This window comes from Rhizobium sp. Root1334 (assembly GCF_001426665.1).
In the GTDB taxonomy this organism is placed as follows: Bacteria; Pseudomonadota; Alphaproteobacteria; order Rhizobiales; family Rhizobiaceae; genus Pararhizobium.
Genome location: NZ_LMEY01000001.1, coordinates 959,684 through 983,512, shown reverse-complemented (window position 1 = coordinate 983,512; position 23,829 = coordinate 959,684). Strand labels below are relative to the sequence as shown.

19 protein-coding genes are annotated in these 23,829 nt (G+C 61.7%); 10 read left to right on the top strand and 9 right to left on the bottom strand.

Features of this window, described 5'->3' with window-relative positions:
* Positions 1-41: 41 nt before the first annotated feature.
* Together ASD36_RS04710 and ASD36_RS04705 are read right to left on the bottom strand one after the other, a co-directional pair.
* Complete coding sequence (locus ASD36_RS04710; RefSeq protein ID WP_060500608.1) at positions 42-920, bottom strand: thermonuclease family protein; 879 nt, start codon at positions 918-920, stop codon at positions 42-44.
* Between the two features lie 13 nt (positions 921-933).
* Positions 934-1,599, bottom strand: a complete 666-nt coding sequence (locus ASD36_RS04705; RefSeq protein WP_060500606.1) for a helix-turn-helix transcriptional regulator — start codon at positions 1,597-1,599, stop codon at positions 934-936.
* A 231-nt stretch (positions 1,600-1,830) separates the two neighbouring features.
* Between ASD36_RS04705 and ASD36_RS04700 the strand changes: the two genes are divergently transcribed.
* Both ASD36_RS04700 and ASD36_RS04695 read left to right on the top strand, forming a co-directional pair.
* A complete protein-coding gene (locus ASD36_RS04700; protein ID WP_060501368.1) occupies positions 1,831-2,916 on the top strand; it encodes a calcium:proton antiporter in 1,086 nt (361 codons plus the stop codon).
* Positions 2,917-3,092: 176 nt separating this feature from the next.
* Positions 3,093-3,971: a DMT family transporter gene (locus tag ASD36_RS04695; protein ID WP_060500604.1), complete on the top strand. Its 879-nt coding sequence runs from the start codon at positions 3,093-3,095 to the stop codon at positions 3,969-3,971.
* Here the strand turns inward: ASD36_RS04695 and mntR are convergent.
* Positions 3,968-4,417 (bottom strand): manganese-binding transcriptional regulator MntR, encoded by a 450-nt coding sequence (gene mntR / locus ASD36_RS04690; RefSeq protein ID WP_060500602.1) that lies wholly within the window; start codon positions 4,415-4,417, stop codon positions 3,968-3,970. The two genes, ASD36_RS04695 and mntR, sit on opposite strands and share 4 nt — an antisense overlap.
* Before the next feature lie 220 nt (positions 4,418-4,637).
* Between mntR and ASD36_RS04685 the strand changes: the two genes are divergently transcribed.
* The gene (locus ASD36_RS04685) at positions 4,638-5,996 is read left to right on the top strand and encodes an Nramp family divalent metal transporter (protein ID WP_060500601.1); all 1,359 of its coding nucleotides are present in this window, start codon (positions 4,638-4,640) and stop codon (positions 5,994-5,996) included.
* Positions 5,997-6,239: 243 nt separating this feature from the next.
* The gene (locus tag ASD36_RS04680) at positions 6,240-7,295 is read left to right on the top strand and encodes a Tim44 domain-containing protein (RefSeq protein ID WP_060501366.1); all 1,056 of its coding nucleotides are present in this window, start codon (positions 6,240-6,242) and stop codon (positions 7,293-7,295) included.
* A gap of 231 nt (positions 7,296-7,526) precedes the next feature.
* On the opposite strand, the gene ASD36_RS04675 is transcribed toward ASD36_RS04680, so the two are convergent.
* The 4 genes from ASD36_RS04675 to ASD36_RS04660 all read right to left on the bottom strand — a co-directional run bounded on the left by ASD36_RS04675 (position 7,527) and on the right by ASD36_RS04660 (position 13,936).
* Complete coding sequence (locus ASD36_RS04675; RefSeq protein ID WP_060500599.1) at positions 7,527-8,084, bottom strand: YdeI/OmpD-associated family protein; 558 nt, start codon at positions 8,082-8,084, stop codon at positions 7,527-7,529.
* Between the two features lie 250 nt (positions 8,085-8,334).
* Positions 8,335-10,551 carry an FAD-dependent oxidoreductase gene (locus ASD36_RS04670; protein ID WP_060500597.1) on the bottom strand — a complete coding sequence of 739 codons (2,217 nt, stop codon included), beginning with the start codon at positions 10,549-10,551 and terminating at the stop codon, positions 8,335-8,337.
* 183 nt (positions 10,552-10,734) lie between these two features.
* A complete protein-coding gene (locus ASD36_RS04665; protein WP_060500595.1) occupies positions 10,735-11,943 on the bottom strand; it encodes an acetyl-CoA C-acetyltransferase in 1,209 nt (402 codons plus the stop codon).
* Positions 11,944-12,139: 196 nt separating this feature from the next.
* Positions 12,140-13,936, bottom strand: coding sequence for an acyl-CoA dehydrogenase C-terminal domain-containing protein (locus ASD36_RS04660; RefSeq protein ID WP_060500593.1), 1,797 nt, complete (start codon positions 13,934-13,936; stop codon positions 12,140-12,142).
* A 406-nt stretch (positions 13,937-14,342) separates the two neighbouring features.
* Between ASD36_RS04660 and ASD36_RS04655 the strand changes: the two genes are divergently transcribed.
* From ASD36_RS04655 to ASD36_RS04640, 4 genes are all read left to right on the top strand, one after another.
* Positions 14,343-18,350 (top strand): SEL1-like repeat protein, encoded by a 4,008-nt coding sequence (locus ASD36_RS04655; protein ID WP_060500590.1) that lies wholly within the window; start codon positions 14,343-14,345, stop codon positions 18,348-18,350.
* 301 nt (positions 18,351-18,651) lie between these two features.
* Positions 18,652-19,578, top strand: a complete 927-nt coding sequence (locus ASD36_RS04650) for a sulfite exporter TauE/SafE family protein (protein ID WP_060500588.1) — start codon at positions 18,652-18,654, stop codon at positions 19,576-19,578.
* Positions 19,578-20,366: a TIGR02186 family protein gene (locus ASD36_RS04645; protein ID WP_060500586.1), complete on the top strand. Its 789-nt coding sequence runs from the start codon at positions 19,578-19,580 to the stop codon at positions 20,364-20,366. Before ASD36_RS04650 ends, ASD36_RS04645 begins: the two co-directional genes overlap by 1 nt.
* 66 nt (positions 20,367-20,432) lie before the next feature.
* Entirely contained in the window at positions 20,433-20,669 is a 237-nt protein-coding gene (locus tag ASD36_RS04640) for an Lrp/AsnC ligand binding domain-containing protein (RefSeq protein ID WP_037104964.1), read from the top strand.
* On the opposite strand, the gene ASD36_RS04635 is transcribed toward ASD36_RS04640, so the two are convergent.
* A complete protein-coding gene (locus tag ASD36_RS04635; RefSeq protein ID WP_200954870.1) occupies positions 20,666-21,841 on the bottom strand; it encodes an MFS transporter in 1,176 nt (391 codons plus the stop codon). The two genes, ASD36_RS04640 and ASD36_RS04635, sit on opposite strands and share 4 nt — an antisense overlap.
* A 152-nt stretch (positions 21,842-21,993) precedes the next feature.
* Here ASD36_RS04635 and ASD36_RS04630 point away from each other — a divergent pair, with 152 nt between their 5' ends.
* Both ASD36_RS04630 and ASD36_RS04625 read left to right on the top strand, forming a co-directional pair.
* Positions 21,994-22,434, top strand: a complete 441-nt coding sequence (locus ASD36_RS04630) for a helix-turn-helix domain-containing protein (protein ID WP_200954869.1) — start codon at positions 21,994-21,996, stop codon at positions 22,432-22,434.
* Between the two features lie 107 nt (positions 22,435-22,541).
* Entirely contained in the window at positions 22,542-23,105 is a 564-nt protein-coding gene (locus ASD36_RS04625; protein WP_060500580.1) for a dihydrofolate reductase family protein, read from the top strand.
* Here the strand turns inward: ASD36_RS04625 and pdeM are convergent.
* Entirely contained in the window at positions 23,102-23,827 is a 726-nt protein-coding gene (gene pdeM / locus ASD36_RS04620) for a ligase-associated DNA damage response endonuclease PdeM (protein WP_060500577.1), read from the bottom strand. The genes ASD36_RS04625 and pdeM overlap by 4 nt on opposite strands.
* Between the last annotated feature and the right edge of the window lie 2 nt (positions 23,828-23,829).

Below are 23,829 nucleotides of genomic sequence, written 5' to 3'. Positions count from 1 at the left end.
TTGCTGTACCGGTTCTGTGAGGTATGAACCATTGCAGCCGTCTACAAGCCCTCACCGGTCATATCAACGCCGGTCTCCGCATCCCCCGGGTGCAGCGTCTCCTCCCGCGGCGCGGGCGCGGTGTTCAAATCGCGTGGATCATCGCCGAAAAAGCCGAGACGGGACTGGCGGGCGGTGGCCACTTTGCCGGCGAGCGGCGATCCTGCGGCCGCGTCCGCCCAGCCGTTTTCGGCAAGCCAGCCAGCGGGGTCGATGTTGTTGACGCTGCAGGCGGTGGTCAGTGTTCCCTGCCAGCCATTTTTCGGCACGGTGCATAAAAGTGCGCGCGCCCGCAGGAAATTGCGGAAGGCGGTTTGGGCCACCATGCCGCAGGGCCATGTCTTGCCTGTTTCGCCGCAGATGCGATCCGCCTTTTCCGGCTCGATCCCCTCAAGTTGCAGCAACCGGTCGCCGAACTGGATAAGGCCAGCGGACAGCGCAACCGGATGACGCAGGACGGCGGGAACCGGCTCCGGCCGGGCAAGAGGTTGCGACAGCGGCGTGCGCGGCTCGATACGCTCCAGCGGTTTTGCTGGTACTTCGTCCGGCAGTCCGAACTGTTCCGGCGCGATATCGCGCACGGTTTTGTCCTCTGCCTGGGGCAGCGCGTTGCCGGTGGAAACAGTGGTTGCGGGATCTTCGTGCGCAGGGTCGGCGGGTGCAGCAAGCACTGGCGTGTCCTCGCCGGCCGTGGTTTTGGCGGGATCCATTCCTCCGTCGGCCAGATCGGGCACATCGGCAATGTCAGGTGTTTCGAGCGTGAAATCCGAGGTTTGGGCGTCCTGCCGCCCCTGGATGACCGACGCGCCTGCCTGCAGAAGCGCTACGGTCAGAGCAATTCCGGCCAAGCCGCCGCCAATGGTGAGCAGATGCCGCTTCATCAGGAAAACTGTCCTATTGGCTGGCCCAGATGATGCGGGCGATCCACTCGACGTCGCTGAGTTCGAATGTGCGGTTGGGGTGTTCGGGATTGAGCGAGAGCAGCTCGATGCTGCGCGGGGTCTGGCGTACCAGCACCTTGGCCATCACTTCGCCCTCGGTGGTCTTGACCACCACGCGGTCACCGCGGCGAATCTGTGCGCCGGGTTCGACGATCAGCACATCGCCGTCGCGATAGAGCGGCAACATGCTGTCGCCCTGGATTTCCAGTGCATAGACGCCAGCCTTCGTGCCGGGAGCTGCCGGAAATTCGACGACATCCCAACCCTGGCCTGCCGGAAAGCCGCCATCGTCGAAGAAACCGCCGGCCCCAGCCTGCGCAAAGCCGAGCAGCGGAATAGAGCCGGCCTGCGGCGGAAAAGCACCCTCCGGCACGGCTCCGGATGCAGGTCCCGGCCGCAGGAAGTCCATGAACTGGTTGATCGTCGAGCCAGTCGCGTCAAGCACCTTGGCGATCGATTCCGTCGAGGGCCAGCGCTCGCGCCCATCGGCCGAATGGCGCTTGGACTTGTTGAAAGAGGTCGGATCGAGCCCAGCCCGCCGGGCAAGGCCCGAAGGGGACAGCTGGTGCCGTTCGGCGAGCGCATCGATCGCACTCCAGATCCGGTCATGTGAAAACATCGTTGCGCATCCTGCAAGCGGTGAAGCGTGACGCTTTCCTGTGTGTTCTGGCTTCTTGCTGTCTTGATTGGGTGTCTGTGCAGAATAGTCAAAATGTGACGTTGAGTAAAGCAGTAAAGGAAAATAATCCTGCCTCTTTCGCGGCGCAATCAGGGGCACGGTCCAATTGAAATACGCCGCATGCCGCCTATACTCCAGTGGACCCATCCCGCTGGTTGCGAGGCGCAGCATTTGTTCTCGATTTTGAAGTCCGAAATCCTCTTGGGCGCAGCACTGGTTTTGGCGGCTGCCGGCTTCCTGCTCGAACATGCGTTGCTGGAAAACGGGCAGGTGGCGGCTCTTGCCGGTGCAGCCGTTCTGGTCTTTGCCATCGTGCTCGCTTCATTACGGGTCGCCCATCATGCCGAAGTGCTGGCTGCCAAGGTCGGCGATCCCTACGGCACGATGATCCTGACCTTGTCGGCGGTGCTCGTCGAAGTCATCATCCTGGCGATCATGATGAGCGGCGAAGAGATCTCGCCAACCCTGGTGCGCGATACGATCTATGCCGCCGTCATGCTCGATATCAACGGTATTCTCGGGCTGGCAGCACTACTGGGCGGCCTGAAGCACGGCGAGCAATCTTATAACGACGACTCCAGCCGGACCTATAGCGTGATGATCCTGACCGCGATGGGCATTTCGATGGTGGTGCCGGAATTCGTTCCTGAAGCCAAATGGCACCTCTATTCGGCCTTCACCATTGTGGCGATGGTGACACTTTACGCTGTCTTCCTGAAAATGCAGGTTGGGGTGCACAGCTATTTCTTCAGCTACAGCTACCCCAAGCGCGAGGGCGGTGAAAAGCACTCGTCCGAGGATGAGCCGGTGGCGGTTTCGATTGCCATCTTGGTCGTCGGTATCGTCATCATCGGCGCGCTTGCCGAAGTCATGTCGGGGCTGCTGACGGCCGGGCTCAAGGGAACCGGTGCCCCGCCGGTCCTGGCGGCGATCGTCGTTGCGGCCATTTCCGCCTCGCCGGAAATCATGACGGCGATGCGCGCGGCCCTTGCCAACCGGATGCAAGCCGTCGTCAACATCGCGCTTGGCGCATCGTTGTCGACCGTCATCCTGACGGTGCCGGTGATGGAGGCGATCGCGCTCTATACCGGCCAGCCCTTCATCATGGCGATGACGCCGGTGCAGACGGTGATGGTGACGATTACCCTGATCGTTGCTGCCATCAACCTCAATGACGGCGAAACCAATGCCATCGAGGGCATGACCCATTTCGTCCTGTTCGCCACATTCGTCATGTTGTCGGTGATCGGGCTCTGACTTGAGCCGTTGTGAGCTAAATCCCGGCAACCGGAAAGGCTGATCGTCAGGCGGTATTTCTTGCCGCGCCCCCATTTTTCGCCACACATCGCGCTGTCATGCCTCTTCCGTGCACGCTGGCCTCGCGATATCACAGATCGCGCGCGCGATTTGCGCAGCGCCTTCGGGAGCCCTCCGTGAATACCTCCGTGCTTTCAGGCATTCTGCTGACGATCTTTTCCTATTTCCTGTTCACGCTGCAGGACGCTTCGGTCAAATGGCTGGTGGTGGCGCTGCCGGTCTGGCAGATCCTGTTCGTGCGCAGCGTGACGATCTTTGCGATCTGTGCTGCCATCGGCCGCGGACCGCTGCTTGTCCGCTCGCTGCGTTCGCCGGTCCTGAAGCCGATGATCCTGCGCAACCTGTTGTTGCTCGCCGCCTGGCTGTCCTATTATACCGCCGCCCGCGATCTCGGACTGGCCGAGTTGACGACGCTCTATTACGCGGCACCAATCCTGATCACCATTCTCGCCGTGCCGATCCTCAAGGAAGATGTCCCGCCCTTACGCTGGATCGCGGTCGTCGTTGGTTTCATCGGTGTGCTGGTGGCGACCGACCCATTCGGGTCGGCCATGAAACTGTCCTTGCCTGTCTGGCTGGCGCTGCAGGCCGCGGTGTTCTGGGCGTTTTCGACGGTACTCTTGCGCAAGACCGCGATGCAGGAGGTGACGCTGGTGCAGATGACGCTGTCGAGCGGCTTCTTCATCCTGTTCACCGGCATTGCCGTCATCGTCACCTGGGTTCCGCCAAGTCTTCTCGATGTCGGGCTGATGGTGGGAACCGGGCTGATTGCCGGTATTGCGCAATATGCGCTGTTCGAAGGTATGCGCCGCGCGCCGGTCTCAATGCTGGCGCCGTTCGAATATTCCTCGCTGATCTGGGCCTTCGGGCTCGGCTTCCTGATCTGGGGGGATATTCCTGCAACCCAGGTGTTCGCCGGCGCGGCGCTGATCTTTTCCGCCGGCATGATCATCATTCTGGGCGAACGTTTCAGCCGCCGGCTGCGGGCCGGCTAGGTCTTCTTGCCGATGAACCGGCGGAAGGCCTCGAGCGTCTCGACGCTGACATGATGTTCAATACCCTCGGCATCGATGCGGGCGGTTTCCGGGCTAACGCCAAGGCAGCGCAGGAAGGCTTCAACCGTCTGGTGGCGCGCCCGGCTTTCAAGCGCCATCTTCTGGCCGGCCTCGGTCAGGAATACGCCACGATAGGGTTTGCGTGACACCAGTCCTTCGGCAGCAAGCCGGGCCAACATCTTGGCAACCGTCGGCTGAGCGACGCCGAGACGGGCGGCGATATCCACTTGGCGCGCCTCATTGCCATCCTCGATCAGATCGGCGATCAGCTCGACATAATCCTCGATCAACGCACCGCGCCGTGCCTCGCGGGTCTGCCGGAAACCCTCGGAATGAATGTCCGCGTCTGGGAGCGGGTCCGTGCGGGGGACAGGGCGGCGCGGCAAGGGGCGATGTCCTCTCAGGTTTTTTCATTGATGCTTTTGGCGTTTCATATCACGCGCTTGGATTTTTCATAATGATTTATCCCGTCCTCCACATTGCCGCCCGGCGTGTCTTCCCATTTGCTGAAAAAAGCTAAAACGATAAAATATAGCATATTGCATAATGTTTTGCCCTGGCATAGTTTTTGGGTAACAGAGCCCATTCCGTATCCGGAGACCGTGCATGTCCAATTCCGAAGCCGTCCTTCCACCGCAGGAGAGCTGGACCTTTTCCAGTCCGAAGGAGGACGCGCGGCCAAGTCTCCCCGAGGTCAACGCCAGCATTCCCGTACCATCCGGCGGCCTCTGGTTCCGGCGTCTGCTCGCCTTCATGGGGCCGGGCTACATGGTGTCTGTCGGCTATATGGATCCCGGCAACTGGGCGACCGATATCGCTGGTGGCTCGCAGTTCGGCTATACGCTGCTGACGGTCATTCTGCTCTCCAACCTGATGGCGATCCTTTTGCAGGCGCTGGCCGCCCGTCTTGGCATCGCCACCGGCCGCGATCTCGCCCAGGCCTGCCGGGCGACCTATTCCAGGCCGGTCAACTTCATGCTCTGGCTTGCCTGCGAGGCGGCAATCATCGCCTGTGACCTTGCCGAAGTAATCGGTACGGCGATCGCGCTGCAACTTCTGTTCGGCATCCCGCTGATCGGCGGCGCGCTGATTACCGCGGCGGACGCTTTCCTTCTTCTGCTTCTGATGAACAGGGGCTTCCGTTACCTCGAGGCCTTCGTCATCGCGCTTCTGATCGTCATCGCCGGCTGCTTCCTCGTCCAGATCGCCGCCGCCGCGCCGCCGGTGGCTGCCGTTCTCTCCGGCTTCCTGCCATCGAGGGAAGTCGTCACCAACCCGGCCATGCTCTACATCGCCATCGGCATTATCGGCGCCACCGTCATGCCGCATAACCTTTATCTCCACTCTTCGATCGTCCAGACCCGCAACTACAAGCGCACCGATGAGGGCAAGCGTGATGCGATCAAATGGGCGACGGCCGACAGCACGATTGCCCTGATGCTGGCGCTGTTCATCAATGCCGCCATCCTGATCATTGCCGCTTCGGTCTTCCATGCCAACGGCCGTACCGACGTGGCTGAAATCGGCCAGGCCTACGAACTCCTGTCGCCGCTGCTTGGTCTTGGTATCGCTTCGACACTCTTCGCCGTGGCGCTGCTGGCCTCTGGCCTCAACTCGACGGTGACGGCGACGCTGGCCGGCCAGATCGTCATGGAAGGTTTCCTGCGGCTGCGCATTCCGCAATGGGCGAGACGCCTGATTACCCGTGGTATCGCCATCATTCCGGTTGTCGTCGTCACCTGGATCTATGGTGAAAAGGGTACGGCGGAACTCCTGGTGTTCTCCCAGGTCATCCTGTCGATGCAGCTGCCGTTCGCGGTCATTCCGCTGGTCCGCTTCGTTTCCGACAAAAAGAAGATGGGCACTTTCGTCATCCCGAAATATGTTGCCGCCCTTGCCTGGATCGTCGCCTCGATCATCGTCGTGCTCAATCTCAAGCTGCTTTACGACACGTTTATCGGTTAAGGCCGCCAACAAAAACAAACACGTAGAGGCGGCGGGAGTGCCGCCTTTTTCCTTGGCATTATTTCCTCTGTTTCAAGCTGCGGGGATAATCGTGGGCGCTTTTTTCTCCGATTTCACCCGTCTTCCACGCCCGCTTTACGGTGAACTGCGGCCCAAAAGCCTTCAATTCGCCAGCCATTGCCCCCATATGTTTGCCAAGAGGCGCGCGCTTGCGGGCCGGGAGAAACAACAGGATTGGGTTTCATGTTTAGAGTTGGACGCGTTCTTGCGACCGTTGCGGTCGCTTCCATGGTGATGCTGACGGTGGTCGATCTGGCCGAGGCGCGGCGTGGTGGCAGCAGCTTCGGCAGCCGCGGTACCCGCACATTCTCGGCACCGCCCGTCACCCGCACGGCGCCGGCGGATGCGACGCCGATCAACCGCACGATGACCCCGCAGAGCCAGGCGACGACGCCAGGTGCGGCCGGCCAGCAGAACATGGGCCAGGCGGCCCGTCCCGGCGCCCAGCGTCCGGGCGGCTTCTTTGGTGGCTTCGCAGGCTCCATGATCGGTGGTCTCGCCCTCGGCGGCCTGATCGGCATGATGATGGGCAATGGTTTCGGCGGCATGGCCGGCATGCTTGGCATGCTCTTGCAGATCGCTCTGATCGGCGGCGCCGTGATGCTCGCCTTGCGCTTCTTCCGCAATCGCCAGACGGCAGCACCGGCAGGCTACGCGCCGCGTGGCGCCAGCGCCTCGCCAATGCAGGGTTTTGGCACGCAGGGCCAGGGCTCCGGCTTTGGTTCGGGCATGCCGTCCTTCAAGATCCCGTCGATTGGTGGTGGCGGTGCCGCTGCTACGGCCGCATCTCGCCCGGCTCAGCCGCGCATGGCCGATGATACGACAGACGAAATCGGTATCGGCGAAGAAGATCTCGGCCAGTTCGAGGGAATGCTGAAGCAGGTTCAGGCTGCCTATGCGGCCGAAGATTACGCCACGCTGCGCAAGCTGACGACGCCGGAAGCGATGTCGTGGCTGGCCGAAGAGCTGAGCGACAACGCCACCAAGGGCCTGAAAAACGAGGTCAGCGACGTGCATCTGGTGCAGGGCGACGTCGCCGAAGCCTGGAACGAGGATGGCGATGACTACGCGACCGTCGCGATGCGCTACGAAAGCATCGATGTGGTGCGCGACCGCGCCACCGGCCGTGTCGTCGAGGGCGATCCGGACAACCTGACGGAAACCGTCGAACTCTGGACGTTCCTGCGCAAGCGCGGTGGCGACTGGCAGGTCTCGGCCATCCAGGGCATGACAGCCTAAGCGCTGCATCCACCGCGACTTCAAGCTTCGACCGCCGGCATTGCCGGCGGTTTTTGTATGTACCCGTTTCATCCGCTGCGCCGGCCTCCACCTGCCCGCGACCGTCTCGCGAAACACTCCGGCGGCTGAGACGGGAAGACGTATGGCCGCATTTTTCAGGCCGGGGATGAACGGGGATGGTTTTTTATTCGAAATGCCGGGCGCAGCGGCCTTTGACGGCAAAGGCGGACTTTATTTATCCCCGCTGAGGCGGGCGATGGCCTTCTCGAGACGGGCCAGCCGGATTTTTGGCGTGGTGGCTTTCAGGAGCGGCAGGATCAGCGCGTATTGGCCGGTCTTGTCGAGTGCCGCAAATACGGCAGCGGCTTTCGCATTGCCGTTCAGCGCTGCGACCAAATCCTCCGGCAGCCCGGCATGGCGCTGTGGCTCATAGGCCATCACCCAGCGGCCGTCCGCCTTGGCTGCCGCCACCTCCGCAAGACCCGCCGCCTGCATCCGCCCGGCCTCGATCAACGCGGCTACCCGGTCGACATTCAACCGCGACCACGGGCTTTTGCCCCGCCGCGGCGAATAGCGCTGCAGATAGCATTCTGTGTCAAAGCCCTTCCGCTGACTGTCGATCCAGCCGTAGCAGAGCGCAACATCCAGCGCCTCGCCGATGGTGATCAGCGGCCTTTTGGCGTTCTTCTTGGCGATCAGTAGCCAGATGCCGGTGGACTGGGCGTGGTTGGCGGCAAGCCATGTGTCCCATTCGGCTGGGGTGGTGAAGGCATGGGGGGAGGCGTCCATGGGGTGGTCCGGGTTGGCGTGGTGGCGAGTGTATCGTTTGGGAGGCGTCTGGCTAGGGGCATTGCCTTCAGACACTTGCAGAGGCCGGCCCCTCGGGGCTTGTTGGCTGGCATGTGCGGCCCCCCAAGCTCCGTCATGCCTGTGTTTGTCACAGGCATCCAGCCGCCGCGCGTCTGCGCGGCGAGGGGCCTTCAGGCCCCGGAGGGCCTGACTGTTGGTTGTGAATGTCGCCGGATATCAGCGTCCCTTGTCAGGCAGCCTTGGCGGCCGCTGCATAGGGGTCAAACCGCCCGTAGAAGGTCTCGCCCTTAGCGGCCATGTCCTTGAGCAACGGCGTCGGCTGGAAATGATCGCCGTAGGAAGCGGCGAGCTTTTCGCAGAGTGCCACGAAGGTTTTCACGCCCATGCCGTCGATATAGCTCAGCGTGCCGCCGGTATAAGGGGCAAAACCGAAGCCGAGGATCGAGCCGACATCGGCTTCGCGCGGGTCGGTGACGATGCCTTCTTCGATGGTGCGGGCGGCTTCGAGCGCGATGGTGACGAGGAAGCGCTGCTTGATCGTTTCGACGTCGAAGCTTTCCGCCGGCTTCTGGGCAAAGAGGTCCTTGAGGCCGGGCCACAGGAACTTCTTCGCCGGCTTGGCCGGATATTCATAGAAGCCCTTGCCATTTTTGCGGCCGCGGCGGTCGAGATCGTCAACCAGCTTGTTGATCAGCGTCATGTGGCGCGGATCGACAGAGCCTTCGCCGAGATCGGCGATCGAGGCTTTCAGGATCTTCTGGGAAAGATCTATCGCCACTTCGTCGTTGAGCGACAGCGGTCCGACCGGCATGCCGGCCATCTTGGCCGCATTTTCAATCATCGCCGCCGGCACGCCTTCGATCAGCATGTCATAGGCTTCGTGGATATAGCGGAAGACGCAACGGTTGACATAGAAGCCGCGCGTGTCGTTGACGACGATCGGCGTCTTCTTGATCGCGGCGACAAAATCGAGCGCGGTGGCAAGCGCCGCGTCGCCGGTTTCCTTGCCGAGGATGACTTCCGTCAGCATCATCTTTTCGACCGGCGAGAAGAAGTGGATGCCGATGAACTGCGCCGGGCGCTTCGAATTCTTGGCAAGGCCAGTGATCGGCAGGGTCGAGGTGTTGGAGGCAAAGATGGCGTCTTCGGACAGGACGGCCTCGACTTTCTCGATCACGTCCTTCTTGACCTGGCGGTCTTCGAACACAGCTTCGACGACGAGCTTGATGCCCTTCAGGTCGTTGTAATCGGCCGACGGCGTGATGCGGGAAAGAAGGGCCGCCGCGTCGTCCTGCGTTAGCCGTCCCTTACCAATGGAATCCTTGACCAGGCCTTCCGAATGGGCCTTGCCCTTGGTTGCGGCCTCGATGTCACGATCGATCAGGGTGACTTCGATGCCGGCGGCCGCGGCGACATAGGCGATCGACGCGCCCATGAAGCCGGCGCCGACGACGCCGATCTGCTTCAGCTCGGTCTTCGGCACGCCGGCGGGGCGGCGGGCGCCCTTGCCGAGTTCCTGCATCGAGACGAACAGCGAGCGGATCATCGAGAACGCCTCGGTGGTCTGCAGGATTTCGGTGAAGTAGCGCTGCTCGATCTTCAGGCCGGTATCGAAGGGAACCTGCAGGCCTTCGTAGACGCATTTAAGGATGGCAAGGCCGCCCGGATAGTTGCCGGAGGTTTCGCGGCGCAGGATGGCGGATGCGGCTGGCCAGAGCTGCGCCGCTGCCGGTGTCCAGATGCCGCCGCCCGGAACCTTGTAGCCCTTTTCATCCCAGGGCTGGACGGGCTTCAGGCCATTCTTGATCATCGCCTTGGCGGTATTGATCAGTTCGGCGGGTTCGGCGATCTCGTGGATCAAGCCCATGGCTTTGGCGCGCTGCGGCGTGAGCGATGAACCGGTCGTCATCATCTGCAGGGCATCCTGCGCATTGGTGAGCCGCGGAACGCGCTGCGTACCGCCCGCACCCGGGAAGATGCCGACCTTGACCTCGGGCAGAGCCAGCTTCACCGACTTGGAATTGGCGGCAACGCGGCCGTGGCAGGCGAGCGACAACTCAAATGCGCCGCCTATGCAGGTGCCGTTGATCGCCGAAACCCACGGCTTGCCTGAGGTTTCGAGCTTGCGGAACAGGCCGGTCATCTGGCCGGTGAGCTCGAACAGCTTCTGCGCGGCGTTGTCCGGATCGATCTTTTTCTGTTCCTGCTGGAACGTGAACATGCCCTTGATCATCGACAGATCGGCGCCGCCGGAGAAGCTGGACTTGCCGGACGTGAAGACGACGCCCTTGACGGCTTCGTCGGCCACGGTCTGGTCAACGATGGCGTCGAGTTCCTTCATCACCTCGACGGTGAAGACGTTCATCGACTTGCCGGGCATGTCCCAGGTGATGAGCGCAATGCCGTCAGCGTCGGTCTCGATAGTGAAATTGGTGTAGGTGGTCATGTGGGAATTCCTCTCCCTTGAAATCTTGGCTTCGCTCGATGCCGCCGCCTGAAATTGAGGGCGATCCGGCTGGGTAAGCCCCTCCCCCTTGTGGGGAGGGGTTGGGGAGGGGCTTCCTGCCACGTGGCGAAAACCCCTCCCGGCCCTTTGGCCCACCCTCCCCACAAGGGGGAGGGAAAGACCTCATACCCGCTCGATGATCGTCGCCGTGCCCATGCCGGCGCCGATGCAGAGCGTCACGAGCGCGGTCTGCAGGCCGCGGCGTTCCAACTCGTCGAGTACGGTGCCCAAAATCATCGCGCCGGTGGCGCCGAGCGGGTGGCCCATGGCGATAGCGCCGCCAGTGACGTTGATCTTGTCATGCGGAATGTCGAAGGCCTGCATGTAGCGGAGCACGACGGCGGCAAAGGCCTCGTTGAGCTCGAACAGGTCGATATCGCCGATGGTCATGCCGGCGCGCTTCAACAGCTTTTCTGTGACATCGACCGGGCCGGTCAGCATCAGCGCCGGATCGGAGCCGATATTGGCGAAATGCTTGATACGGGCGCGGGGCTTCAGGCCCATCGCCTCGCCACCGGCTTTGGAGCCGACGAGAACCGCGGCTGAGCCGTCAACGATGCCGGAAGAATTGCCAGCGTGGTGGACGTAGTTGATCCGCTCGATTTCCGGATGCGCCTGGATGCCGACGGCCTCGAAGCCGCCCATCTCGCCCGGCATCTGGAACGACGGGTTGAGCGACGCAAGGTTCTGCATCGTCGTCGTCGGACGCATATGCTCGTCCTTGGCGAGGATGGTGATGCCGTTCTGATCCTTTACCGGAATGACGGACTTGTTGAAATAGCCATTGTCCCAGGAATGGCCGGCGCGCTTCTGGCTCTCGACGGCATAGGCATCGACGTCCTCACGGGAGAAGCCATACTTTGTGGCGATCAGATCGGCCGAGACGCCCTGCGGCATGAAATAGCCGGGGAAGTTGACGGACGGATCCATGTACCAGGCGCCGCCCGACATGCCCATGCCGACACGCGACATGCTCTCGACGCCACCGGCAATGACGATGTCATCGGCGCCAGCGGCGATCTTGCCGGCGGCGAAATTGACGGCATCGAGACCCGAGGCGCAGAAACGGGAGATCTGCATGCCCGGCGCGCGGTTCGAATAACCGGCCTCGAAGGCGGCGGCCTTGGGGATGACGGCGCCCGCTTCGAACACGGGATCGACGCAGCCCATGATGATGTCGTCGACGGTCGACGTGTCGAGCCCGTTGCGGTCGCGCAGCGCTTCCAGAACCTTGGCAGCCAGACGCGGCGTCGGCACTTCGTGCAGTGCGCCATCCTTCTTGCCCCGGCCGCGCGGCGTGCGCACGTGGTCGTAAATGAAGACGTCGGTCATGATTGTTTTCTCCCTGTCGGCCTTGCGCCGTGAAACTGTTGTTTTCCTCTTCTCCCCAGCGGGGAGAAGTGCCGAGCAACGCGAGGCGATGAGGGGGCTCCGGTGAAGCCGGAGCCAAATACGTGGCGCCTTCGGCGCCCCCTCATCCGGCCCTTCGGGCCACCTTCTCCCCGATGGGGAGAAGAGGCAAGCTCAATCAAAACGCTGCCGCATCCAGTGCCATCATTGTGTCGGCGCCGGTTTCGATGCGGGCTTTGCGCAGTGCCGTTTCCGGCATGATGCGCTCCATGAAGAATTTTGCCGTGATCAGCTTGTTCTTCAGGTAGGCCTCGCGGTCGCCAGCGCCTTCGGCCAGCTTTTCCTCGGCCGTCTTGGCAATCTTCGCCCACATGTAGCCAAGCACGACGAGGCCGAAGAGGTGCATGTAGTCGGTCGAACCGGCACCGGCATTGTCGGGCTTTGCCATGGCATTGCCCATGAACCACATGGTGGAGGCCTGCAGGTCGTTCAAGCCCTTCTTCAGGCCCTTGGTGTAGGTCACCAGCTTTTCGTCAGAACGGTTCTCTTCGCAGAAATCACCGATCTCATTGAACAGCGCCGCGATCGCTCGGCCACCGTTCAGCGCCAGCTTGCGGCCGACGAGATCGAGCGCCTGGATACCGTTGGCGCCTTCGTAGATCATGGCGATGCGGGCATCGCGGACATACTGGCTCATGCCGTGTTCTTCGATATAGCCGTGGCCGCCAAAAATCTGCTGGGCCATGACGGCGTGATCGAAGCCCTTGTCGGTGAGCACACCCTTGAGGATCGGGGTCATCAGACCGAGAATGTCGTCGGCTGCCTGGCGATCCGCATCGTTGTCGCCGCGATGGGCGATGTCCGACTTCAGCGCCGTCCACAGCGTGAAGGCGCGGCCGGCCTCGTTGAACGCCCTGATGGTCATCAGAGTGCGGCGGACGTCCGGATGGACGATGATCGGGTCAGCCTTCTTGTCGGGAGCCTTGGCGCCGGAGAGTGAGCGACCCTGGATACGGTCACGGGCATAGTTGGCGGCGTTCTGATAGGCGACTTCGGCCACCGACAGGCCCTGCAGGCCAACGCCGAGACGGGCTTCGTTCATCATCACGAACATGGCGTTCAAGCCCTTGTTCTCCGTGCCGATAAGATAGCCGATGGCGTCGTCATAGTTCATCACGCAGGTCGAATTGCCGTGGATGCCCATCTTGTGCTCGATCGCACCGCAGGAAACCGTATTGCGCGCGCCGACGGTGCCATCAGCCTCGACATGAAATTTCGGCACGATGAACAGCGAGATCCCTTTCACTCCGTCCGGCGCGCCTTCGATACGGGCGAGAACCAAGTGGATGATATTGTCCGACATGTCGTGTTCGCCAGCCGAGATGAAGATCTTCTGGCCGGAAATCTTGTAGGAGCCGTCGCCTTGCGGCACGGCCTTGGAGCGGAGCAGGCCGAGATCGGTGCCGCAATGCGGTTCCGTCAGGTTCATGGTGCCGGTCCACTCGCCCGAAACCATCTTCGGCAGATAGGTTGCCTTCTGCGCATCGGTGCCGTGAACGAGGATGGCGGCGATGGCGCCCTGCGTCAGGCCCGGATACATGGTGAGCGCCATGTTCGCGGAGGACATGTATTCGCCGATCGCGGTATGCAGTGTGTAAGGCAGACCCTGGCCGCCAAACTCTTCCGGCACTGACAGGCCGAGCCAGCCGCCTTCGCGATACTGGTCGAAGGCCTGCTTGAAGCCCTTTGGTGTGGTCACTGTCGCATCGTCGTTGCGCTCGCAGCCTTCCTGGTCACCGGACAGGTTGACTGGGAACAGCACTTCCTCGGCAAGCTTGGCCGCTTCGCGGACGATCGCCTCGATCATGTCGGGTGTTGCGTCGGCAAAGCCGGGAAGGTTGTTGTAGCGCTCGATGCCGAGAACGTCGTTGAGAATGAAAAGCGTGTCTTCGACCGGGGCCTTGTAGCTGGGCATGTCTCGTGTTCCTCACCTGTAACCGTGTCACGGGGCGGCTTCTCCAGCAGCGCTCCATGTGATTTCCATCATGCTACAAAACTTTGACGTGCGCGTAAACGTCAAAATTTGCGGAGGGTCAAAATTTGATCGATCAGGGGATCCGGCGAGCCGGATGTGCCGAAACTGTCATGTGGAAGCCTCCCGACGGCAGCATGCGCCCAAATCGTTAAAAAATTTTCAGTCAGGTTAACGGCTTATTTACCACGTTTCGTGAAAGTGCGTGTTGAGATGGTCACAGTTGCAATAGTTTTGTCTTCGCGTCGTTGCAGCTCTGTCCGGATCGGTACCGGAACTCCCGAGAGGCGGGGATTTGCCTTTCAGAAGCCCGGATTCCGATCAAGGCCGATGAAAGAGGCGAAGAACGATGAACGGATCGCGATCAAACACTCCCCGTCCAGGCGCCCAGTCCTATGGCGACAGGTCGTCACTCGACGCGCTGAACCGCACGATCGAAGGCTTGGAAGCGCGCATCGAAGGATTGATGGGAACGGCTGGGCGTGATCAGCGGGGCCGTGTCCCGGCTGATGGTCCGGTGGCTGTTCCAGACCCGATCACGGAAATCATGCAGCGGCAACGGACACTGACGGCTACGCGGGAGCGCGATGCTATCCGGGAACGCGATGCTGTCCGTGACCGGGACACCGTTCGCGAACGTATCCAGTCCCGTGCGGCGCCGCGTTCCTATGAGGAGCACAGCGTTTCCCAGGCCCCGGCATATCAACCCCCAGCATTCCAGGCACCTGCGCAGCCCCGCCGCGAACTGCCGGCGGCACCACCGCTCAGCGAACAGTTGCGCAGCGAGGTCTATCGCAGCGAGCCGTTCCGCCGCGAAACGGTCCGCCAGGAAAATCTGCGCCCAGAGAGCCTGCGCCCCGAACCCACCCACCAGCGTCCGGAACCTGTCCGCAGCGAGCCCTTACGCTCGGAACAATACCGCAGTGAGCCGCAGCGCCCCGATCCGGCTATGGCCGAGATCGCCCAGGCGCTTGTTGGCCTGCGCCAGGAATTGAAGAAGGATATCGCCGACGGCCTGTCGCGCGAGATGACGACGCTGCGCGCCGAAATTCGTGGCATTACTGCCGATGCGGCTCAGGACCAGACGATGGCGGAGGATATCCGCGGCGATCTGCAGCGTCTGTCCGACAGCATCAACCAGCTTGGCCGTCAGGCATCGCCATCGCAGGCCGACGCGTTGAAGGTCGAGTTTGACGAACTGCGCATCATGATCGACGGTCTTGCCCGCGAGGACAGCGTGCACCGCATGGAAGCACGCTGGACCGGCGTCGAAGATCGGATGAATGCGTTTGATTCCAACCGCGACGACGAACTGGTGGCGCTCGCCTACCGGCTCGACGAAATCAAGTCGCAGATCGGCTCGATGAATAGCGGCCCGGCCATTCACGCCTTGGAGGATAAGCTGATTTCGGTGGCGCAGGCGATCGAAATGATCGGCCGCCACATGCAGCCTGACGATCGTCATATGGCATCGCAATTTGCCGATCTGGATGCGCGTCTCGACGAGATCAGCCGTGCCATCGTTGCCAGCGGCCGCGCGAGCGGCCCTGACAGCGCCGGCGTGACCCGCGTCGAGGGCCGTCTTGCCGACCTTTCCCGCCAGATCGACAGCCTGCAGCGCCCGAGCGACAACGGCGTTGGTTCGCGCATCGAGGCCTTGGCTGCTCGCGTCGAGGAACTGGCCAACGAAGAAGCCGCCGTCCGTCTAGAAGAGCGTCTCGAACAGTTATCGCAGATGCTGGAGCGCTCGCAGAAGGCGTCCGCACTGCCGGACCTGACGGGATATCTCGCTGACATCTCCCGCAAGATCGATGCGCTCGACCAGGGTTCGGTCAACGATGCGCTCGCCGAGCGCCTCGATGATCTTGCCCGCCGCATCGACCAGCTTGACGCGCCTGCGACGTCCGATATGGGCGACGCCCGTTTCGACCGGCTCGAAGGCCGGCTGTCGGATATCGCCACCCGCCTCGAGGAAACCCAGGCGGCGCCATTTGACGACAGCGAGATCCTGCGCAGCCTGCAGGATCAGATCGCCAACCTGTCGAGCCTTGTCAGCCAACCGCGCGACATGGCGCCGGCTGCTGTTCCTGCCGAGTTCGAAGGCCGGATGAGCGCGCTTGAGGATTATCTGGCGACCAGTGATGAATACATCATCGAGGCAGCCCGCCAGGCGGCCGAAGCGGTCATGGAAGCCTATTCGAAGAATGGCGTTGGCCAGTCTGCTTCCGGTGGCACGGACATGGCTGCGATCTCGGCGCTGGCCGACGATCTCAAGGTTCTGGAAGACATGAGCCGCTCGAGCGAGGAGCGCACGGCGCGCACGTTTGAAGCGCTGCACGAAACCCTTGTGCATATCGCCGAAAAGCTGGAGCGGCTGGAAGAGCGCGGCCAGGAACCGGATGCGCCGCGCGTCTTCGGGACGCGGGACGTTCAACCGCAGATGCCCAGAGCCGAGCAACCGGTTTTCGAGACGCAGGACGATCCCTTCGCCGAAGCTGATTTCGGACGCCGTTACGAAGACCTGAAGCGCGACATGCAGGGGTTTGTCACCGAGGCAGAGCCTGCTGGTCCATCGCGTGAAGAGGTTGCGGAAGCCGTTGCCGTCGTCACGGAGCAAGCGGCGGTGCACCAGAGCGATATCAAGACAGCGCCGCTGCCTGCTTCAAAGCCCAGTCTTCTCGCGGGGCTGACCAAGCGGTTTACCAGCAAGCGCACGGAGCCCGTTCTTGCCGCCGAACGTCAGGTCATCGACCCGACGCCGTCGATCGATGCGGCTGATGCCATCGAGCCGGATGTGGCAAACCAATTGCTGGAGCCTGGCTCCGGCGTTCCGGATGTGAAGAAAATCCTCGAGCGGGTTCGCGCCGGTCAGACCGGCCGCAATGCGCCGCCAAGCGAAACGGACAAGGCGGATTTCATCGCTGCCGCCCGCCGGGCTGCCCAGCAGGCCGCCGAAGAGGTCGATTCGATGAACCGCGGCAAGGGCGGTGCCAGCGCTTCGCCGATTGGCGGCGCACTGTCCCGTCATCGCCGTCCGATCCTGATGGCGGTCGGCGCCGTGCTCCTGGCGATCATGTCCTATCCGCTGGTCAACACGCTGATCCGCGGCGAAAAGGCGCCGGTCGAAGCGCCGGTAGCTGCCATCGAGCAGAAGGTTGAAACACCGGTTGCCGCTGACATGCCGGCCACCGCGAATGTAGCGCCTGCGATCGAGACCGCCGACACGGATGTCGAGCCGCTCAGCACATTGCAACCACAGTCCGGGGATCAGGCTCTCGGGGAGACATCGGGTGATGCCCCGCAAGGGATGCCGCCGGAAACGACCGTTTCTGAAACCGTGCAGCCGGACGCCAAATTGCCGGACGCCGCAGCTCAGGCCATGCCGGAAACCGGAACCGTCAATGCCCGGATGCTGTCGCCAGTGATCGAAGGGACTGCCCCGGAAACCGCAAATGACGAGGCCAGCACGGCAGCCGCGCAGCCTGCCACAGGCGAAGCCGCACTGATCGTTCCCGCCGAAATCAAGCCGGAGGCGCTGGCCGAAGCTGCCCGCAAGGGCGATCCGCTGGCCCTGTTCGAAGTGGGTGCCGTCTATACCGAAGGCCGCGGCATCAAGGCCGATCTCGCCCAGGCTGCGAAATGGTATCAGCGCGCTGCCGATGCCGGTGTCACGCCTGCCGAATATCGCCTGGCTAGCCTCTACGAAAAGGGCACCGGCGTCAGCCGCGACCTGACCAAGGCGCGTACGCTCTACCAGCAGGCGGCCGAAAAGGGCAATGCCAGCGCCATGCACAATCTTGCCGTCATGCTGGCAAGTGGTGGTGGGGCTGCGCCTGATTTCGCTGGCGCCGGCAAGTGGTTTGGCATGGCTGCCGATCGCGGTATCCGTGACAGCCAGTTCAACCTCGCCATCCTCTATGCCCGCGGCAACGGGGTAAGCCAGGATCTCGAAGAATCCTACAAGTGGTTTTCGATCGCTGCCCGCGATGGCGATGCCGATGCCGGCCAGAAGCGCGATGAAGTTGGCAAGGCTTTGAAGCCCGACCAGTTGAAAAGCGCCAAGGCGAAATTCGATGCCTGGAAGCAGACCCCACTCGACGCCAAGGCCAATTCGGTCGACGTGCCGGATACCTGGGTCGGCAAGGGCACCAAGACCGCATCGGTCGACATGAAGAAGGCGCTGCGCAATATTCAGGCGATCCTCAACAACAACGGCTTCGACGCCGGCAAGCCCGATGGCGAGATGGGCCAGAAGACCATCTCGGCGATCAAGGCTTTCCAAAAGTCGATCAACCAGGAGCCGACGGGCCAGATCACCGACGCGCTCGTCAAGGAATTGTTGAAGCGCAACGGCTAAGGCATCCTGTGTCCATTCAGGCACAGGCCGGCGATTTGGCCGGTGATGCCTAAGAACGGCGTCTGCGGCCGCAATAATGCCGCAGACCGGCCGGACACAGTGACATGCTACGGGTTACGGTCAGAGCCTGCAAAAGGTTGACAGGCCAGGCGCCGGGGCGCATGACGGAACGGCGTTGAATTCGCAATTTTATAATTGGTTTTCAAGACTGTTTCATTCCCTATCTCCCGTGGTGAATCACTTGCCACTTTGATGTTTTCCGCCCGCCTTGCGGGCTATTGGCATATTTAGAGGTCTGGCCGTGACGGTGTATCTGCCCATTGCAGAGTTGTCGGTGAACATTTTCATCATCCTGGGAATGGGCGCGGCCGTCGGCTTTTTGTCTGGCATGTTCGGTGTCGGCGGCGGCTTCCTGATCACGCCGCTTCTGATCTTCTACAATATCCCGCCTGTCGTTGCCGTCGCCACCGGCGCAAACCAGGTGGTTGCCTCCTCGATCTCCGGCGCCATCACCCATTTCCGGCGTGGTACGATCGATATCAAGCTTGGAACCGTGTTGCTCTGCGGCGGTCTGGCGGGCGCGACGGTCGGCATCTGGATCTTCTCGCTGCTGCGCCGCATCGGTCAGCTCGACCTGGTGATTTCGCTCGCCTATGTGCTTCTGCTCGGCACGGTCGGCTCGTTGATGCTATGGGAGAGCATCAACGCGCTGCGCCGGGCATCCAAGAACGAGACTGTGACGCTGAAGCGGCCGGGCCATCACAACTGGGTCCACCGCCTGCCGCTGAAGATGCGGTTCAAGAAGTCCAAGATCTATCTGAGCGTCATCCCGGTCGCAGTGCTCGGCTTCTGCATCGGCATTTTGACGTCGGTGATGGGCGTTGGCGGTGGCTTCATCATGGTGCCGGCGATGATCTATCTGCTGCGCATCCCGACGAACGTTGTCGTCGGCACCTCGCTGTTTCAGATCATCTTCGTCTCCGCCTATACCGTCATCGTCCAGGCGTCGGCCAATTACACCGTCGATATCGTGCTGGCCTTCGTTTTGATGATCGCCGGCGTTATTGGCGCGCAATATGGCGTGCGGGTCGGGCAGAGATTGCGCGGCGAACAGTTGCGGGCGCTTCTGGCACTTCTGGTTCTCGCCGTCGGCATCCGTCTTGCCATTGAGTTGGTGATCCCGCCAAAGGAAGTCTATTCGATCGTTTCCGCGGGGCTCGGCTTCTGATGCGGACGTATCTGGCCCTTTTGCTCTCCGGTCTGCTGTTTGCCGCGCCGCTTGCCGCGCAGGCGGAACCACTCGATTTTACTGAAAAGCTCGATATCGGAATTTCCACCGACGAGATCGCCATCACCTCGGATTTTCGCGGTGCCGACCTGACGATCTTCGGCGCCATTGATGGCGCCGATCCCGGTCTTTTGGCGCAGGGAAAGTACAATATTGTCGTGGCGCTGGAAGGGCCGAAGGAAAACACCACGGTGCGCCGCAAGGAGCGCGTTTTCGGCATCTGGATCAACACCAAATCGATGACCTTCGAAAAAGTGCCGGAATCCTATTCGTTGTCGAGTACGCGCGACATCGAAACGATCGCGCCGCCTGGCGACATGAACAACATGGGTATCGGCGTCGATCACATGCCGCTGACACCGATCGGTTTTATCGGTGATGGCAGCAACCTGACCGAATTCCGCGACGCGTTCCGGCGGCTGCGGGAAACCACCGGCATCTACCAGCGCGACCCCGGCGGGGTGCAGTTCATCAGCTCCAGCCTGTTCAAGGCCTCCCTGCGGCTGCCGGCCGACGTGCCGAACGGGTCGCATATCGTGCGCGCCTATCTGTTCCGTGACGGCCTTTTCGTTGCCGCCAAGGCGCTGGAACTGCGGGTGGTCAAGACCGGTCTCGAACAGGCGATCACCACCGCAGCGCATGAGCAGCCGTTCCTGTACGGTATGGTTGCCGTGCTTCTGGCCGTGATCACCGGCTGGCTGGCCAGCATCGTCTTCCGCAGGGATTAACCGCATCCGGCTTTGCCTTGTCTTCAAAACAGGCTATTTGCGATCGAAACATCAGGAGACTGAGCCATGAAGCCGATTTTCGTCCAGCTGCAATGCGCCCCCGGCAAGACCTATGAAGTCGCCGACGTGATCTACAAGAAGGAAATCGTCTCGGAGATGTATTCGACCAGCGGCGACTATGACCTGCTGATCAAGGTCTATGTCGATGAAGAGCAGGATATCGGCAAGTTCATCAACGACAACATCGCCACCGTGCCGGGCATCAACCGGTCGCTGACGACGCTGACGTTCAACGCGTTCTAGCCGGCCTGGCAGGGCTCCACCGGCCGTTGTCTCCGGCGCGGCAGCGTGGCCGCCCAGTAGATCAGGGCCAATAAGCTGACGGCACTTCCCAAGAAACAGACGCCCGCCCAGCCTGCTTGAGCGTAGATCGCCGTCGATGCGATGGCGCCGCTGGCACTGCCTGCTGAGTAGAACACCATGTAGCCGCCGATGATCCGGCTTTTGGCCTCCGGCCGGATCGACAGGATGGCACTCTGGTTGGTGACATGGATGGCCTGGATGGCCAGATCCAGAAGCACCGTGCCAGCGATCAGGGCGGGTATCGATGTGGGGAGCATGGCAATCAAACCCCAGGAGGCCAAAAGCAGGCCGAGCGAAACGCCTGTTGTCCGGTTGCCCAAACCCCGGTCTGCCAACCGTCCCGCGCCTCCTGCGGCAAGCGCACCGGCAACGCCCGCAAGGCCGAAGAGGCCAATCGCGGTATGCGACATCGAGTGCGGTTCGGCGCCGAGCGGCAGCGCCAGCGATGTCCAGAAAATACTGAATACGGCGAAGATCAGGAACGCCATGCCAGCCTTCTGGCGCAACACCGGCTCCTCGATGAACAGAACAGGGATGGAGCGCAGCAGGCTCCCATAGCCCGGCTTTGGCTGCTCCTCGCGGTGATCCGGCAGCATCCGGTGGAGTATGATAGCCATGATCAGGGTCAGCGCCGCCGAAGTCAGGTAGACCGATCGCCATCCGCCGATATCCGACAGCACGCCCGAGACGAACCGGGCGCAGAGGATGCCGATGACCACGCCGCTGGTGACGATGCCGACGGTCCTGCCGCGGGTAACCGGGCTGGCGAGGACAGCGGCGAAGGCGATCAACGTCTGGACCAGAACGGACAGCAGCCCGACGGCAATCATGGCTGCCATGAACAGGCCGACACTTGACGCAAGCCCGGCGGCGATCAGCGCCACGGACAACAGCACCGATTGTACGGTGATCAGCCGGCGCCTGTCGAGAATGTCTCCAAGCGGCGTGATGAATATTAACCCCAGGGCATAGCCGATCTGTGTCACCGTCACGATGATGCCGATAGACGCCGTGCCGATGCCGAAATCCTGAGCCATCGCAGCGAGCAAAGGCTGGGCGTAATACACGTTCGCCACGCTCAATCCGCCCGCCACGGCAAATATCATGGTCATTGCGCCGGAAAATCCGGCCGGGGCATTTCTCGTCATATCCGTCACTGGGGCCTCACATAATTTTTGTTTATGTAGTCCTATAATAAGACCAGTTGCTTCAACGTGAGTCTAGTCTTATTTTAAGACCGCATATCGATAGCGGAGTGACGATTTTGAAACGCACAAGCCTGACAGAGGCGGATTGCCCGGTTGCCCGCGCGCTTGATGCGATCGGCGACTGGTGGTCGTTGCTGATCGTTCGCGACGCATTCGATGGCATCAGCCGGTTCGGCGAATTCCGCCGCAGCCTCGGCATCGCCAAGGGCATGCTGACGGCCCGGCTACGGGATCTTGTCGACTGTGGCGTGCTGGAAACGGCACCAGCGTCCGATGGCAGTGCCTATCAGGACTATCTGCTGACGGAAAAAGGCCGCGCGCTCTTTCCCGTCGTCGTGGCGTTGCGGCAATGGGGGCAGGAGCATCTTTACGCGCCTGGCGAACGGCATTCCGTTCTGGTGGACGTGGTTGCCGGGAAACCGGTTGAAAAGTTGGCATTACGCTCGGCCGACGGCAGGCCGGTTGGATGGGGCGATTCCCGGGTTGAGAAACTGTGACTCCGCCTATCGGCGTCTTCATGGAAACCGATTGCATTTTGCAATCTGTTTGATTAACGTCAGGCCAGTTTGCGAATGCCAATCTGTTTTGATCGAAGGAGATCGATATGGGCAAGGTCATCGTCTGGAATCTTGTTACCCTCGACGGCTATTTCGAAGGGGTGAAGAAATGGGATCTCGATTTTCACATGCAGGCCTGGGGGCCGGAACTTGAGGCGCCGAGCAAGGAGTTCGGCAAGAAGGCCGCAGCGCTGGTCTTTGGCCGGGTGACCTATGAGGGCATGAAAGCCTATTGGACGACCGCGGAAGACGACACCGAGGTCAAGGCCTACATGAACGCGCTTCCAAAGATCGTCGCGTCGCGTACGCTGGACACGGCGGATTGGAATAACAGCCGCATCGCCAAGGACATTGCCGGCGAACTCGCGCAATTGAAGCGGGCGACTGAGAAGAATATCTACATTTTCGGCAGTGCCGACCTCGTCTCGTCGCTTTTGCAAAGCGATGTGATCGACGAGATCATGCTCTGCGTCGTACCGGTCCTGCTCGGCAAGGGAACACCGCTGTTCAAACCTGCAGCCAAGCGCAAGCCGCTGAAACTGCTGGAATCCCGGCCACTGGAGTCGGGCGGCGTCATTCTGCGCTATGAGACGGAGAAAACGGCGTCCTAGCCGAGCAAATTGGCAAACCGCACCGAATAAATCCGGTCCCGCCCCAGCATATGGGCGACAAGGCTCTGGTGGTCGAAGAGGCCGCGCATGGCCTGATGACGCAGGTCGAGGCCGCCGGTGGTGACGCCGAAGGCGGGCATGATCAGGCGGCGGCCATCGGTGGCAAAGCAGGCGCGGCGCATGTATTTTTCGCGCCGCCGTACGGTGGCCGACGGATGCAGATGGCCGGCGATTTCGCCCGTGGACGCATTCAGCGCCGGCTCGTGGCGGAAGATCAGGCCGGAATGGGTGAGTTCGTCCATCGATGCGCCGGGCAGGGCGGTGGTGCCGTCAGGATCGTGGTTGCCGTTGATCCAGATCCATTCGCGGCCGCGCGCCATGGTTTCGATCATGCTGCGAAACAGGTCGGGCATCAGGGCCGAGCCAACCCGGTCGTGAAAATTGTCGCCGAGGCTGATGACAGTTTTCGGATTGTGCCGCGAGATCACCGCGTCGAGGATGCGCAATGTCGCCAGCGTGTCATAGGGCGGCAGCATCATGCCGCGGCGGGCAAAGGCCGAGCCCTTTTCCAGATGCAGGTCGGAGACGACGAGAATATCGAGATCGGGTAGATACAGCCCGCCGAGCGGATCGCAGATGCCGATCACGCCGTTGACGACGATGCGGGCCGACAGCGCCGGATTGTCCGGAAGGGCAGAAATGGCTTGGGCGATGCGGTGCATTG